This window comes from Actinomyces qiguomingii (genome assembly GCF_004102025.1).
Taxonomy (GTDB): Bacteria; Actinomycetota; Actinomycetes; order Actinomycetales; family Actinomycetaceae; genus Actinomyces; species Actinomyces qiguomingii.
This window is the reverse complement of sequence record NZ_CP025228.1, coordinates 1,656,989-1,672,830: the sequence shown is the minus strand read 5'-3', so window position 1 is coordinate 1,672,830 and position 15,842 is coordinate 1,656,989. Positions and strand designations below refer to the sequence as shown.

Sequence of the window (15,842 nt, the reverse complement as noted above, 5' to 3'; positions counted from 1 at the left end):
ACCACCAAAACAGCAGGAAAGAAGAAAGCCCCACCAGACCCAAACCACCACCACACAAGCAGCAGCCCAAACCCAGCGACGTGTCCGCCTGCCCAGCCAGCACCAAACAAAACTCCCTAGAAAGGAGGTGATCCAGCCGCACCTTCCGGTACGGCTACCTTGTTACGACTTCGTCCCAATCACCAGCCCCGCCTTCGACCGCTCCCCATAAGGCCACGGGCTTCGGGCGTCACCGGCTTTCATGACGTGACGGGCGGTGTGTACAAGGCCCGAGAACGTATTCACCGCGGCGTTGCTGATCCGCGATTACTAGCGACTCCAACTTCACGGTGCCGAGTTGCAGGCACCGATCCGAACTGAGACCGGCTTTAAGGGATTCGCCCCGCCTCACGGCATCGCAACCCACTGTACCGGCCATTGTAGCATGCGTGAAGCCCAAGACATAAGGGGCATGATGATTTGACGTCATCCCCACCCTCCTCCGAGTTCACCCCGGCAGTCTCCCGCGAGTCCCCACCCGAAGTGCTGGCAACACGAGACAGGGGTTGCGCTCGTTGCGGGACTTAACCCAACATCTCACGACACGAGCTGACGACAACCATGCACCACCTGCAGGCCAGCCCAAACCACAAAAAGCAGCAAGGGAACCACCGTCTCCGGCAGCAACCAGCCCATGTCAAGCCTTGGTAAGGTTCTTCGCGTTGCATCGAATTAATCCGCATGCTCCGCCGCTTGTGCGGGCCCCCGTCAATTCCTTTGAGTTTTAGCCTTGCGACCGTACTCCCCAGGCGGGGCACTTAACGCGTTAGCTACGGCGCAGAAACCCCGGAAAAGGGCCCCCACACCCAGTGCCCACCGTTTACAGCATGGACTACCAGGGTATCTAATCCTGTTCGCTCCCCACGCTTTCGCTCCTCAGCGTCAGCAACAGCCCAGAGACCCGCCTTCGCCACCGGTGTTCCTCCTGATATCTGCGCATTCCACCGCTACACCAGGAGTTCCAGCCTCCCCTACTGCGCTCAAGCCAGCCCGTACCCACCGCAAGCCCCCAGTTAAGCCAGAGGATTTCACGGCAGACGCAACCAGCCGCCTACAAGCCCTTTACGCCCAATAATTCCGGACAACGCTCGCGCCCTACGTATTACCGCGGCTGCTGGCACGTAGTTAGCCGGCGCTTCCTAACCCGGCTACCGTCAACCCACCCACAACAAGGAGCAGGCCTTCACCACCGGAAAAAGAGGTTCACAACCCGAAGGCCTCCATCCCTCACGCGACGTCGCTGCATCAGGCTTCCGCCCATTGTGCAATATTCCCCACTGCTGCCTCCCGCAGGAGTCTGGGCCGTATCTCAGTCCCAGTGTGACCGTCCACCCTCTCAGGCCGGCTACCCGTCAAAGCCTTGGTAAGCCATCACCCCACCAACAAGCTGATAAGCCGCGAGCCCATCCCCCACCAGAACAACCAAACAGTTGAACCTATACCAACCCACCCATGCAGGCAGGCCAGACCACCCCGTATTAGCCGCCCTTTCAAGCAGTTATCCAGGAGAAGAGGGCAGGTTACTCACGTGTTACTCACCCGTTCGCCACTAACCCACCCACCAAAAAAGCAAGCAGGCCCGTTCGACTTGCATGTGTTAAGCACGCCGCCAGCGTTCGTCCTGAGCCAGGATCAAACTCTCCAAACAAAACAAAAAACCAAACAAAGAAACCAACAAAAAAACACCAACCAAACAAACAAACACGACACACTATCGAGATCCCAAACAACACACCCAGCCAGCGATCCTGAGTCGCCTTATGGCGACCGTTCACTCCGACGAGCAGCATCCACAATCTTATGAGCAGGTCCGTACGCCGTCAAGTCCCGGGAACATGTTCCCGCTCACAGCCGGCTCCTCATCGATGTGGGTCCCGGCGAGGGCCTCCCTTGCGGGCGCCCTGCGCAACGCGACGAGCTGTACTTTAGCGCCTCGCGGCCTCAAGGCGTCAAACTGGGGAGGTATGAACCGTCCCACGTTAGACTCCGGCACCGGCTAACCCGGCAGGAGGCTGTTGGCGCACCGCATCAGGAATGGTGCCCAACAGCCTCCTGGTTCGCCGTCAGCTGGCGGCAGCCCATCCACCGTCATCTCCTTTCCGAAGCAACATCCGGCGCTACAGTCCGAAGGCTCGTCAACAGCTGGCGGCCGGCGTGCCGATCGGTCATACGGTCGCAAACTTGCGCACGGCCTTAGCAACCGCCGCAGCAACGCGCTTGTCGAAGGCTCCAGGGATGATGTAGACGGGACTGAGCTCCTCATCGGCGATCACATCGGCAATGCCCGTAGCGGCCGCGCGCAGTAGCTCCACGGAGATCTCGGTAATGCCGGTGTCCAGCAGACCGCGGAACAGCCCCGGGAAGGCCAAGACATTGTTGATCTGGTTGGGGAAGTCACTGCGACCTGTAGCGACCACGGCCGCGTAGTCAGCCGCTCCAACCGGATCCACCTCGGGCGTCGGGTTCGCCATGGCGAAGACGATCGACCCCTCGTTCATCACCGCCAGGTCCTTCGGCTCGAGCAGGTTGCCGCTCGATACGCCGATCAGGACATCGGCTCCCTCCAGACCTTCCTTGAGGGATCCGGACACCCGCCGCGGATTGGTGTTCTCGGCCAACCACCTGCGGTGCTCATTCATGCCCTCCGTGTGCTCGGCGTTGAGCGCACCGGAACGGCCGTATCCCACGATGTCGGTGGCACCGTGCGCCATCAACAGCCGAGCTATCGCGGAACCGGCCGCGCCGACGCCCGACAGCACGATACGTAGGTCCTCGATCTTCTTCTCCACGACCTTGAGCGCATTGATCAACGCCGCCAGGGTGACGATAGCCGTGCCGTGCTGGTCGTCGTGGAAGACGGGGATGTCAAGCTCCTCCCGCAGACGCGCCTCAATATCGAAGCACTTCGGGGCGGCGATGTCCTCAAGGTTGATACCGCCGTAGGCGGGAGCGATCGCCTTGACGATCTTGATGATCTCCTCGGGATCCTTGGTATCCAGCGCCACCGGCCAGGCATCGACGTCGCCGAACTGCTTGAACAGCACCGCCTTGCCCTCCATTACCGGCATCGCGGCCTCCGGTCCGATGTCTCCCAGGCCGAGCACCGCCGTGCCGTCGGTGACAACCGCAACCGTGTTCTTCTTGATGGTCAACTGCCGCGCCCGTTCAGGATGATCGTGAATGGCCTTGCACACGCGCGCCACGCCGGGGGTGTAGACGCGTGCCAGATCACGCCGGTTGTGGATGGGAGTACGCGGCGCGATCTCCACCTTTCCACCCACATGGGCGAGGAAAGTGGAGTCGCCGACATTGTGGACGATCACGCCGTCGAGTTCCCTGAGGGCCTTGACCAGTTCACCACGATGCTTGGAGTTGCGCGTGTCCGCGGTCAAGTCCACGATCAGGGTGTCGCCATCGGTGTCGGCGACATCGACGCCATTAACAATGGCTCCTGTTGCCGAGGCCGTGTCGACAAGCGTCGTGACGGCCTTCTGCGAGGCCGGTACCTCAAGGTGGAGCGCAACGGTGTAGCTGGGACTCGGCTTTGCCATGGGCTTGTTCCTCCGTTGGGGGCTCTAGAACAGACCAACGTCGGTCGCCGGTCTCAAGAACCTGGTTCTGCGACACAGAGCCTATCCCCATACGGCAGTAAAGAGCTCCGGCTGTCTCATGGTTGTGAACCAGGAGACAGCCGGAGGCCGGGTTGCCTGAAGCCGGAAGGCCGTCAGGCAGTCCGTTCGGGTGCCATTTACATCAGCCAGTCACCCGCTCCATCACCAGCTCGCGCACCCTGCGGGCGTCCGCCTGCCCCTTGGTAGCCTTCATAACAGCGCCGACAATGGCACCGACCGCCTTGACCTTGCCGCCGCGGATCTTGTCCGCGACGTCGGGGTTCGCAGCCAAGGCCTCGTCGACCGCAGCCAGCAGCGCGCCCTCATCGGAGAGGACCTCCAGTCCTCGGGCCGCGACCACAGTCTCCGGATCACCTTCTCCGGACAGCACGCCCTCCAGCACCTGACGGGCCAGCTTGTCGGTCAGACGACCGGAGTTGACCAGTTCCTGCAACTTCGCCACCTGTACCGGAGTAATGGGCAAGTCGTCCAGGGCCGTTTCCCGTTCCTTGGCAACGCGGGACAGTTCGCCCATCCACCACTTGCGGGCCGCCTGCCCTGTCGTACCGGCCAGCACCGTGGCTTCTATGACCTCAAGCGCGCCCGCATTGACGACGTCGCGCATCTCATCATCCGCCAGTCCCCACTCCGTCTTCAATCGACGCCGTCTAGCCGCCGGCATCTCGGGAAGATCGGCACGGATCTGCTCGACCCACTCCCGGCTGGGGGCCAGTGGCACCAGATCGGGCTCGGGGAAGTAGCGGTAGTCATCAGCATCGGATTTAACGCGTCCGGCACGGGTAGTGCCGTCGGCCTGACCATGACGAGTCTCCTGCTGCACCGTGCCGCCACCGGCCAAGATAGCCGCCTGGCGACTAATCTCATAGCGCACCACCGCGTCGATCCCGCGGAAGGTGTTGACGTTCTTGGTCTCGGTGCGCGTGCCCAGCGGGGCGTCGGGATCCTCCCGCAGCGATACGTTGACGTCGGCACGCACATTGCCGCGCTCCATCCGGGCCTCGGACACGCCCAGTGCCCGGAAGATGTCCCGCAGGGTGCGCACGTAGGAGGCGGCGATCTCCGGCGCCTTCTCACCGGCTCCCTCAATCGGCCGGGTGACGATCTCCACCAGGGGCACGCCTGCGCGGTTGTAGTCGACCAGAGAGTAGTCGGCGCCCTCAATGCGTCCGTCCACGCCTCCGACATGCACGTTCTTGCCGGCGTCCTCCTCCATATGGGCGCGCTCAATCGGCACCGTGAATACCGTTCCGTCCTCCAGCTCCACCGGGACGGCGCCATCGAAGGCGATCGGCTCGTCCGACTGGGAGGTCTGGAAGTCCTTACACAGGTCCGGGTAGAAGTAGTTCTTCCGGGCGAAACGGCAGGTCTCGGCGATCTGGCAGCCGAGGGCCAACCCGATCCGGATGGCGTACTCCACCCCCTTGCCGTTGACCACCGGCAGGGAGCCGGGCAGACCGGCACTGGTGGGCGTGACCATCGTGTTCGGTTGCGCGCCGAAGACGTTCGGGGCGGCGTCGAACATCTTGGTGGCCGTCCCCAGTTCCACATGCACCTCCAGACCGATAACCGGGTCAAAGCGACGCACGGCCTCTTTGAAGTCCATCAGTTCATCCATCACTGCACCTCCAGCTCTGGGGCCTGGGCGAGCAGGCGGCCGCCCCACTTGTTCTCCAACATCTGCTCAAGCACCGCGCCTGCCCGGTACAGGCGGTCGTCGGCCCGCTGGGGCGCCAGAATCTGGAATCCGACAGGCAGGCCGTCTCCGCTAAGACCGGAGGGCAGGCTCATAGCCGGCACGCCCGCCAGGTTGGCGGGGATCGTAGTTACATCCAGCTTGTACATCGCCAACGGGTCGTCCTTCTCCCCGAAGCGATAGGCGGTGACCGGTGCCGTCGGAGACACCAGCACGTCCGCCTGCTGCCAAGCGGCGGCGAAATCACGCTGCACCAGGGTTCGCACCTTCTGCGCCGAGCCGTAGTAGGCATCGTAATAGCCCGCGGACAGCACATGCGTGCCCAGGATGATGCGGCGCTTGACCTCATCGCCGAATCCGGCGCCGCGAGTGGCGGCCATGACCCTGTCCGCAGTCACCGGCCCCTCTGCGGGCTCAACGCGCAGACCGTAGCGCATGCCGTCGTAGCGGGCCAGGTTCGATGACGCCTCCGCCGGCATAATCAGGTAGTAGGCGTCCAGTGCGTACTCCAAATGCGGCAACGAGACGGTCTGCACCGCCGCACCAGCCTCCTCCAACAGCCCGAGCGCCTGGTGGAAGGAGTCAACGACATCCCTTTGGTAGCCCTCTCCCCCGTCAAGCTCGGCGATCACCCCGACACGCAGGCCGGTCAGGTCCACACCGGCCTGCGCCGCGCGCACCACATCGGCCATGCCGCGCGGAGCGTCAGGCAGGGAGGTGGAGTCGAGAGGATCATAAGAGCCGATTACGTCGTGCAGCAGGGCGGCGTCCAGCACCGTGCGGGCCATGGGGCCGGGAGTATCCAGAGAGGAGGCCATGGCTATGACGCCGAAGCGGGAGACCGTGCCGTAGGTGGGTTTGACGCCGACGGTGCCGGTAACCGCGGCGGGCTGCCGGATCGAGCCGCCGGTGTCGGTGCCCACCGCAACCGGCGCCTCGAATGCGCCGACAGCGGCCGCAGAACCGCCCGAGGAGCCGCCTGGAATGCGGCCAAGGTCCCAAGGGTTGGCGGTACGACCGAAGGCCGAGTGCTCGGTGGAACCGCCCATAGCGAACTCATCAAGGTTGGTCTTGCCCAGAATCGGCAGGTGGGCGGCGCGCAGATTCTTGACCAAGGTGGCGTCGTAAGGTGGCACCCAGCCTTCGAGAATCTTGGAGGCGGCGGTGGTGACCTGGCCGCGCGTAACAATCAGGTCCTTAACCGCCGTCGGCACGCCCGTCAGCTCCGGCAACGACTCGTCGGCCTCGGCTGCCCGCCGACGAGCGGCGTCGGCGGCGTCGGCGGCGGCCAGGGCCTTTTCGGCATCGACGTCGAGGAAGGCGCCTACCGCGCCGTCGACGGCGGCGATGCGGTCCAGGTGGAGCCGGGTCAGCTCGCGGGAGGAGATATCACCCGCTGCCAGGGCCGCGGCCTGTTGCGCCGCCGTCGAGCGAATGAGGGAATCGCCGGAGGCGGTCGCGATTTCGGAGCGAGCGAAGTTGTTCACGAGGCGGCGTCCTCTCCCAGAATGCGGGGCACCAGGAACGCGGAGTCCTCCGCAGCGGGCGCGCCAGCAAGCAGCTCTTCGACGTCGAGCGTCGGACCGGGCTTGTCCTCCCGCATCACATTGGCAAGTGGAACTGGGTGCGAGGTGGCGGGCAAGTCGGCGGTAACCACGCTGTTGACCCGGGCGAAGGAGGAAGCTACTGCGTCCAACTCGCCGGCCAGCCGCGCAACCTCCTCCTCACTCAGGGCCACACGGGCGAGCGCCGCCACGCGAATGACCTCGTCCTTGGAGATGGCAGACATGGACCGGAGTCTATCCACTCCCACGCTCCCCGCCACCACTGAGCAGCCGTCCGCGCCGGTTCCGACTGAAGCACCACTACTGCGCACGCAAGGCAGGTCGAGATCGCTGAGCCCTCACCCAACGGTCGCCGTCGCGTCGCAGTATCATTACAGATAGATGCTGGCACAGCATCCCGAGGAACGTCGATTGGCGAGTCTTCAACGTTCATGTGGCAAGTCACAGGCACGCCGTGACGGACAACATTGACATTCCCGGCGGGTGCCGGTGTGATTGACACGGAAGTCTCCGCGGTTGGAGCGGATGCCCCTTCGCAGGACACCGCTCAGTACGACCGTCGATGAATGAGGATCTTATGCACAGCGACAAGTTCCCCACCGGGCAGACCCCGGAGGAGTTCGACGAGTCGTCGACACCCGCCGGCGAACCCGCCGACACCGATGCCACCTCGGGCACGGTCCTGAACAGTCCGTACGGTCCGGCCACGGGCGTTACGCGGACCTCGATCCTTGCCGCTGCGCACAGCGCGGCAACAGCGAGCACGCCCGCCGAGGCCGCTCCGGTCGCTGGCACGCCGGAAGCGGTCGAAGTGGCCGCCGAGCCTATCCGCCTGGCAGCCTCGGCGAACGCCGGATCCGCCGAACACTTCGAGGTCGTCACCTCCCCCGATACGGCGGCCGCCGCCAAGCCGTCCCGGCGTCGCCGCTGGGCTATGTCCGCAGTCGCCGCAACGATTCTGCTGGTTGGTGTAGGCGGTTACGCCTACGCACAGCACTATTCCGATGTCGCCGTACCCGGCACCACGGTGGCGGGCACCGACGTGTCCGGTATGAGCCGTGACGCAATCATCAGCACTATCGAGTCCAGGGCACAGGCGGCCACCGTGACCGTCACCGGCGACGCAGATGCAACCGTATCCCTGTCCGAGCTGGGAACCACGATCGACGCGGCGGCGACCGCCGACGCCGCCATGAACCGTGGATCCGCCGTACTCGACCGCTTCAAGGCGCTGCTAAGCGGAGCGGACATAACAGTAGTTACCTCCAACGATGAGGCCGTGCTTAAGGACTACGCCGGCACCCTTGTCCCCGACGATCAGGCGAAGGCCCGCAACGCCTCCGTGGTGCTCAACGCCGATTCCACCGCCTTCGAGATCACCTCCTCAAGCGAGGGACTCAGCGTCGACACGACCGACCTGGCGCTAGCGGCGGCCCAGGCGGCACAGTCATTGAGTCCCGCCTCGGTGGAGGTCTCCTACGTCAACACCCCGCCCGCGGTGTCTGATGACGATGCCAAGACGGTCGCGGAAACGGCCAACGAGTGGATTTCGCAGGACGTAACCATCACCAACACCGATGGGACCGACTCCTACACCGCCGACGCCGCCACCAAGGCTTCCTGGATCATCATTACCGAGAACCTGGATGCCGCCCCCACGCTATCGATCGACAGTGACGCGGTGGCCCACTGGGTGGGCACTCAAGCGAACGCCGCCAATGTCACCCCGGTTGTCGGACAGCGAAACGTCAACTCCTCCGGTCAGGTCGTCGCCACCAGCGTCGAAGCGGTCGCCGGCCAGAAGGTTAACAACACCGAGACGATCACCGCGGCGATCAGCACCGCTCTGTCCAGCGGACAGGCCTACTCCGGCAGCTTCGAAATGACAACCGATGAGGAGCAGTGGGAGGAGCGCAAGATCGCCGACGGCGCTGAGAATCTGGCTTACCAGGCGGCTGACGGCGAGAAATGGGTCGACATCAACCTGTCCACCAAGACGGTGACCGCCTATGAGGGAGCGACGGTCGTGCGCGGCCCAGTCTCCGTCGTCGATGGTGCCGCCGCCACCCCCACCGTCACCGGCACCTACCACGTCTATCTGCAGTACGAGATCCAGACGATGCGCGGCCAGAACGCGGACGGCTCCAACTATGAGACGGAGAACGTCCCGTGGATCTCCTACTTCTACGAGGGCTACGCTCTGCACGGAGCCCCCTGGTGGTCAAGCTGGGGATTCTCCGCCTCGCATGGCTGCCTGAACATGCCGGTCGACGAGGCCAAGTGGATTTACGACTGGGTGGAGATCGGCACCACGGTGGTTAGCCACTACTGAAAGGCTTCCCCCACTACATCGGTACAACGGCATACGCGGCATGCGGTGGTCCGCCCCGGTTATTTCGACCGGGGCGGACCACCGCGTCAGGCCTGAAGTGCCGTGGGACCGCCAGCCAGCAATGCCTCGAATCCGGCCTCGTCCAGCAGCTCCAATCCCAGTTCACGCGCCCGGGTCTCCTTCGAGCCAGCATTTTCACCGACGACGACGTAGCTCGTCCGCCTGGAGACGCTTCCGGACGCCTTACCGCCATGCGCCACAATCGCCTCCTTGGCACCATCCCGGGTGAAGTGCTCAAGCGTACCGGTGACGACAACGGTCAGGCCCGCCAGCGTCTGAGGCACCTGACCGGCCGGCTCAGCGTCGTCGGCCATGCGCACTCCCGCCGCCTCCCAACGCACCAAGATCTGCTTGTGCCAGTCGGCCGCCAACCAGTCTTGCCAGGCCGCGGCAATGGTCGGGCCGACGCCGTCGACCTGCGCCAGCTCCTCCGAGCTCGCTGTGCGCAGCGCCTCCAGGGACCCGAAGCGGGCCGCCAGTGCCCGGGCCGCGGTGGGACCCACGTGGCGCACCGACAGGGCCACCAGTACTCGCCACAGGGGTCGCTGCTTGGCCTCCGCGAGCTGCGCGAGCACGGCGGTGGCGTTCTTTCCCGGGGCCGTCGGCCGTTTGATCTCACCGTTCTTGGCATAGGTCTGCTTGGACCAGAAGAAACGTTGCCAACGCCAATCCCCCGTCGGCTCGCCGCGGCTGGTGATAGGACGATAGACGAACACCTCACGCAGGTCCTCGGCCGTCAACTCGAACAGAGCGGCCTCACCGGTGAGCACCGGCCGCTGAACGGGCACTCCTGCCTGCGCTAACAGAGACTCCGCTGCACCGATCCGCTCGGCGGGAGGCAATGCTTCCAGCTCGGTGGCCGACAGGCGCAGACGGCCGCGCTCGGTCTCCAAGAAACGTCCGGCAGCAAGTGCGGCGAGTGCCTCGACGCGTCCGGCATCCGGCTGAGTCAGGGCGGAGGCGGCCTCGTCGCCCAGGCCCTCAACATCCAGGGCTCCCCGGGAACCGATGTGGGCGATGCGCTCGGTCAGCTGCGCCGGACACGAGCGCGTATTGGGGCAGCGCAGGTCGACGTCTCCCTCCTTGGCGGGGGCCAAGGTCGTCCCACAGGACGGACAGCAAGGTGGCATGGAGAAGTCTCGTTCCGAACCGTCGCGTCGCTCCAGCACGGGCCCAACGATCTCCGGAATCACGTCGCCCGCCTTGCGCACAACCACCAGGTCACCGATCTTCACGGCTTTACGGGCAACTTCGGAAGCGTTGTGGAGAGTGGCGCGAGACACGCGGGAACCAGCCACCACAACCGGCTCCATAACGCCGAATGGAGTGACACGGCCCGTACGCCCCACCTGCACGTCTATGTCGAGCAGCCGGGTGTGGACCTCCTCAGGCGGGTACTTGTACGCCGTCGCCCAGCGGGGAACACGCGAGGTGTGTCCCAACTCCTCCTGCAGTGCACGGGAGTCGATCTTGAACACGATGCCGTCGATCTCATGGAGCAGGTCATGGCGGTGGTCGGCGTAGCGGGCGATGTAGGCCTCCCGCTGAGCGCGTCCGCGCACGACCTGGTTGTAAGGGGACACCGGCAGTCCCCATCCGGCGAGCAACTCGTACCACCCGTGCTGCGCGGTGGGCAGCCGCTCCCCCGGCGCCGCAACGATGGCACCGATGCCGTGGGCGATCATCGCCAGCGGTCGGCCGGCCGTGACCGCGGGGTTCTTCTGCCGCAGCGATCCGGCAGCGGCGTTGCGCGGGTTGGCGAAAACCTGCAGGCGGGGACGGCCATCCGCCTCACGCTGAAGGTTCTCTGTGCGGCGGCGCTCGTTGAACTCTTGGAATGCCGCCACCGGGAAGTAAACCTCACCGCGCACCTCCAGCAGTGTCGGGTGCCAATCGCCGGAGAGCACCAGGGGTACCGATGCGATGGTACGCACATTACCGGTGACATCCTCACCCACTACGCCGTCACCCCGAGTGGCGGCGCGGGTGAGCACTCCGTTCTCGTAGGTCAGGGCAATTGCCAGGCCGTCAATCTTGACCTCCGCGGTCATCGGCAGTTCGGCGTCGCTCACGCCTGTCTCCATGACCATACGCCGGGCCCACTGCTCCACCTCATCCAGACTGAAGACGTCCTGGAGGGAATACATGCGCTCGTGATGCGGCGCCGCGGCGAAATCCGTGATCGGGCGCCCGCCGACGCTCTGAGTGGGAGAAGCGGGCTGTCGCAGTGCTGGATGAGCCTCCTCCAGGGACTCCAGTTCACGGTACAGGGAGTCGTATTCGGCGTCCGACCATGGGCTCTGGGAGTCGGTGGCGTCGTAGTAGGCATCACGGGCGCGCTCGATATCTCGGACCAGTGCAGTCCAGCGGGACCTTATGTCGGCAGGCACATCTGCCAGCGCTGCCGGAGTCGCGGGGCGGGCTTGGCTCATGGGTTCATCTTCCCCCAAACTGCGTCTGCACGAGGCAATCCATGATTGCACCGACGACACTGTGCCAGGCGGCAGGTCGTGCTGGGTGCCTCTTCCCGATATCCACAGTCATGGTCGGTAACAGCCCCTCCGAAGCGTCTCCACAGCCCTCACCCAGGGACACCGGGGAAGAGGCAGCCTCTTCCCATGCGATCCGTCTCCTCCGACACCGGCTCCCCACTGCGCCAGGATCATCATCTGCCCGTCCCGGGATCCAGCGCACTTGATGCCGAGGCTGTTGTGGCCGCGGCGGCCGCGCGCGCCGCACTGTCCTCGCCATGGCACCTGGCCGTCATCAGCGGCGACGACGAGGGTTTAGTGGTCCCACTGCCCGAACGCGGCACCGTGGGACGTGACGGGGTAATCACCGATCAGGCGGTCTCCCGCTCCCACCTGCGGGTAAGACAGACCGCCCGCGGCGTCCTGTTGTCAGACGCCGGTTCCGCCAATGGAGTGCGGGTGTGTCGACGCTGGTGCTGGCGCAAGCTGGGCACCCGTCCACGTAGTTTCCGGGAGGGCACCCGACTGCGCCTGGGAGACACGGTGGCGGAACTGCGACGCCGACCCGCGGACTTACATCTGCCGCAACCGCCCACCCCCGCTCAGAACCGCTGGATGCTGCTCGGGTCATTCCTGGCCGTCATGGTGCTTGGCGCATTGGGGATAGTGGCCATGCGCACCGGCAGCCGTGGGGCGATGGGGGCGTTGGCGGTGGCCCCCATGGGGATGATGGCGGTGCTGCGAGTGCTGCCCATGTTAGGACGGGGCGGCCGCGGCACGCGGCCAGGAAGGGCGGGATGGCGAGGGTGGCGGGCGCGCACGCCAGATCCCGCCGGCATGCTGCTGGCCGTGACGGTGCGCCACGCGGGCGCCGGCAATCATTCCGATGCGGGCGGTGACAAAGGAGACCGGGATGCCGTCCGGGCGTGGACCGGGCGGCGGCGCCGTCGCACCGTGCTAAGGGTTGCGGCGGGAGACCGTATCGCCTTGAGCGGTCCTGAGGCCACAGCCGCCATGCGCTGGTGGGGTGCACAGATGCTCGCCCGTGACGTCGGGCAGGTGCAGGCCGGAGAAGCGTCCGTACGCGTGTCCTGGGGGCCTGAGGGCAGGCGCAGCGAAGTGGCTGTGGCGGCCGCGGACGCCGGGACACCGACCAGGGCGGTCAGCGTGCTGCCGGTACGGGGCCACGCACCGAACCCCGGAAGGCGATGGTGGGAGGCACTGCTTACCGCTGCGGGACTGCCCCTGCCGCGGCACGCGGATGGCGCACAAGGAGATGGCCTGCCGGAGCAGGTGCGCCTAGAGGAGGTGTGTGCGGTACTGGACCGTGAAATCCTCCAGCGCCGTTGGCGGCAGACGGAGCCTACCGGGCTGTCCGCAGTGCTCGGGGTAGGTGCACGCGGCCCTGTGTCGGTTGATCTTGTCCGCGACGGACCGCATGCGCTGCTGGCCGGCACAACTGGCTCGGGCAAGTCGGAACTGCTCATATCCTGGCTGGTGCAGTTGGCGGCGACCCGGCCGCCCACGGCATTGAGTCTGGTCCTGGTTGATTACAAGGGCGGAGCCGCCTTCGGCCCCCTCGCCGAACTGCCGCACACGGCCGGGGTCCTGACCGACCTGGACGCGGCAGGTACGCGTCGGGCCCTGGCCTCCCTGGAGGCCGAGGTACGCCGTCGGGAGCGCTTACTGGCCCGCCACCGCGCCAAGGACGTCTCCTACCTGGGCCCGCAAGATGCGCCCGCACGGCTGGTGCTCGTGGTCGACGAGTTCGCCACTTTGGCGGCGGAGCATCCGCAGGTCCTGGACGCCCTGGTGCGCGTAGCCGCGCAGGGACGCAGTCTCGGCATTCATCTCATACTGGCCACCCAGCGTCCGGGTGGCGCGGTATCCCCCTCCATACGCGCAAACACGAACTTGCGTGTCTGCCTGCGGGTGCTGGACCCTGCGGATTCGCGCGATGTGCTGGGACACGACGGGGCCGCACGCCTTGAGCCGCATCCAGGCCGGGTACTGGTGACCGCCGGTACGCAGGCAGAGGACGACGGGGTGCTGCAGGCGCCCTGGTGCGGCCCGGAACCGCATTTGGCGACTCTGGTGGCCGAGATTGCCGCGGCCGACGATGCAACCCCGTGGCGCCCTTGGGCGCCCCCGCTGCCTGCCCGTGTCCAGCGACTCCAGGCACGCAGCCTGGCCGCCGCCCGGGGCCGTGATGTGACCGCTGCGGATGACTGTCCACAGCACTGGGCCTCGGCTCAGGGGCGCGCCGCCTGCCTTCTGGCACTGACGGACCTGCCGGAAGAACAGAGCCTGGGAACCTGGTACTGGTCTCCGGACGATCCGCTGCTGATCATGGCGGCACCGGGGTGTGGGCGCTCGACGGGCGCCTACGCTGCGGTCCTGGGGGCGCTGGCCAACGCCGTGGTGGCGCACGTGTGCGCCCAGCGCCAGACGCCCTTGACGCGACTGACCGGGCGCGCCGGGGTGGGCACGGTGGTAGGCGCGGACGATCCGCGCCGGCTGGCCCGCCTGTGGACCCTGGCCGCGGCCGGCTCCCTAAGCGGAGATCTGCTCGTGATAGACGACGTCGACGTCATGTTGGCGGCCGTCGATGAGGCGCTCGGGCCCGGCGAGGGCCAAACCCTGCTCGAATCGGTGGTGCGCGCAGCGACCTCCACTGGCACCGGTGTGCTGGTGGCCGCCCCGTTGACCGTGGCCAATGCACGTTGGGCCGTACCCCTGCGACGCCGACTGATCCTCGGTGCGGTGCAACCGGCGCAGGCCTCGCTGGCGGGGTTGCCGCGCGGGGTCGTCACAGGCTCCGGACCGGGGCGGGGAGTACTTCTCGACGGTGCTGAGTCGGTTGCCTGCCAGGTGGTTATGCCCGAGTCCGACGAGTTGGGCGCCCTTGGTCCGGGGCCGCGCCGGCTGGAAGAGATTCCCCGGACGGTGCCGGCGTCACCCGGAGTGTGGGCGGTGGGCGGGGATCAGGCCCGCCCGCTGCCGGTGCCTGATGAAAGTGTGCTCGTGGTGGGGCCACCGGGATCGGGGCGCAGCACCGCGGTAGCGGCCCTGGCCCGCTGTGTCGGTGACCTACCGGGCGCCCACCCGCCGCTTGTCGTAGACGACCTGGATCTCAGCGACACCGCGACGCAGGCGCAGGTGGAGACGGCAGTCGGTCGGGGACAACGAGTCATCGCCGCAGCAACCACGGAGCGCGCCGCGGGAACCTATCGCGGGCCACTGGCCCTACTGCGGGAGCGGGGCGCGGTCGTGGTGCTCTGGCCGGGGCTCGGTCCGGCGACTCAGGCAGCTGGCCGCCAGCTGCGAGGCGCTATTGATCCGCGCGGCACGACCGTGCCGGGGCGAGGTGTACTCGTATGGCGTGGCTGCGTCACGCCGCTGCAGGTGGCCGGTCCGACCGGTCCGCAGGCACCGCCAGGGCGGAGGGAGACCGCAACCGGAGGTCGCCCAACCTGAGAATTGCCGCCCCACGCGCCCGTCTGATACCGTGACTTGTAAGCGAGCCGAGATAACGCCCCTGTATCCGTTGCAGAAACACAGCAGTTGAATGTGACCATCACGACAGGCCGTCGGCACAGGTCTCACTGATGAGGTCTTGCCCCGGCCCGGTCGGCATGTGAAAGTTGGGGCAGGACGCGGTGGTCCAGCGCCCGCCTCGGCGAATTCGGGACGGTACGTAAAGCGCACCGCAGCAGTATTCAAGTCCCCGAAGGGAGCCCCTATGGACTGGCGGAGCCAGGCAGCTTGTCTCACGGTTGACCCGGAACTCTTCTTCCCCGTAGGCAACACCGGCCCCGCGATCGCACAGATCGCCGAGGCCAAGGCCGTGTGCGCCCGCTGCGAGGTGGTCGACACCTGCCTCAAGTGGGCCCTTGAGAACGGTCAGGATGCCGGCGTCTGGGGAGGCATGAGTGAGGACGAGCGGCGCTCGCTCAAGCGGCGCGCCGCCCGGGCGCGCCGCTCCTCCTAAAACTCCACACGCGCCACGGCCGCACGACGATCGGTCGACGCCGAGCCGCACCCCCGGCG

At 66.1% G+C, this 15,842-nt stretch carries 8 protein-coding genes and 1 rRNA gene; 3 read left to right on the top strand and 6 right to left on the bottom strand.

The genetic code is table 11. The features are described from left to right. Positions 1-120 precede the first annotated feature (120 nt). The 5 genes from CWT10_RS06815 to gatC form a co-directional block, all read right to left on the bottom strand. Positions 121-1,687, bottom strand: a 16S ribosomal RNA gene (locus tag CWT10_RS06815). Positions 1,688-2,204: 517 nt separating this feature from the next. Beyond that, positions 2,205-3,590, bottom strand: a complete 1,386-nt coding sequence (locus CWT10_RS06810; RefSeq protein WP_103062611.1) for an NAD-dependent malic enzyme — start codon at positions 3,588-3,590, stop codon at positions 2,205-2,207. A gap of 202 nt (positions 3,591-3,792) precedes the next feature. Next, on the bottom strand, positions 3,793-5,286 hold the full coding sequence (gene gatB / locus CWT10_RS06805; protein ID WP_174721943.1) for an Asp-tRNA(Asn)/Glu-tRNA(Gln) amidotransferase subunit GatB: 1,494 nt from the start codon (positions 5,284-5,286) through the stop codon (positions 3,793-3,795). Continuing rightward, positions 5,286-6,851 carry an Asp-tRNA(Asn)/Glu-tRNA(Gln) amidotransferase subunit GatA gene (gene gatA / locus CWT10_RS06800; protein ID WP_416171703.1) on the bottom strand — a complete coding sequence of 522 codons (1,566 nt, stop codon included), beginning with the start codon at positions 6,849-6,851 and terminating at the stop codon, positions 5,286-5,288. Before gatA ends, gatB begins: the two co-directional genes overlap by 1 nt. Further along, complete coding sequence (gene gatC, locus CWT10_RS06795; RefSeq protein ID WP_103062609.1) at positions 6,848-7,153, bottom strand: Asp-tRNA(Asn)/Glu-tRNA(Gln) amidotransferase subunit GatC; 306 nt, start codon at positions 7,151-7,153, stop codon at positions 6,848-6,850. The genes gatA and gatC overlap by 4 nt, the downstream gene beginning before the upstream one ends. A 353-nt stretch (positions 7,154-7,506) precedes the next feature. Here gatC and CWT10_RS06790 point away from each other — a divergent pair, with 353 nt between their 5' ends. Next, positions 7,507-9,261 carry a L,D-transpeptidase gene (locus CWT10_RS06790; RefSeq protein WP_128683329.1) on the top strand — a complete coding sequence of 585 codons (1,755 nt, stop codon included), beginning with the start codon at positions 7,507-7,509 and terminating at the stop codon, positions 9,259-9,261. Positions 9,262-9,347: 86 nt separating this feature from the next. On the opposite strand, the gene ligA is transcribed toward CWT10_RS06790, so the two are convergent. Next, entirely contained in the window at positions 9,348-11,753 is a 2,406-nt protein-coding gene (gene ligA / locus CWT10_RS06785; RefSeq protein WP_103062607.1) for an NAD-dependent DNA ligase LigA, read from the bottom strand. A gap of 186 nt (positions 11,754-11,939) precedes the next feature. Here ligA and CWT10_RS06780 point away from each other — a divergent pair, with 186 nt between their 5' ends. Both CWT10_RS06780 and CWT10_RS06775 read left to right on the top strand, forming a co-directional pair. Beyond that, the gene (locus tag CWT10_RS06780; protein ID WP_103062606.1) at positions 11,940-15,269 is read left to right on the top strand and encodes a type VII secretion EssC family protein; all 3,330 of its coding nucleotides are present in this window, start codon (positions 11,940-11,942) and stop codon (positions 15,267-15,269) included. A 265-nt stretch (positions 15,270-15,534) separates the two neighbouring features. Beyond that, on the top strand, positions 15,535-15,783 hold the full coding sequence (locus CWT10_RS06775; RefSeq protein WP_026407660.1) for a WhiB family transcriptional regulator: 249 nt from the start codon (positions 15,535-15,537) through the stop codon (positions 15,781-15,783). Positions 15,784-15,842 lie beyond the last annotated feature (59 nt).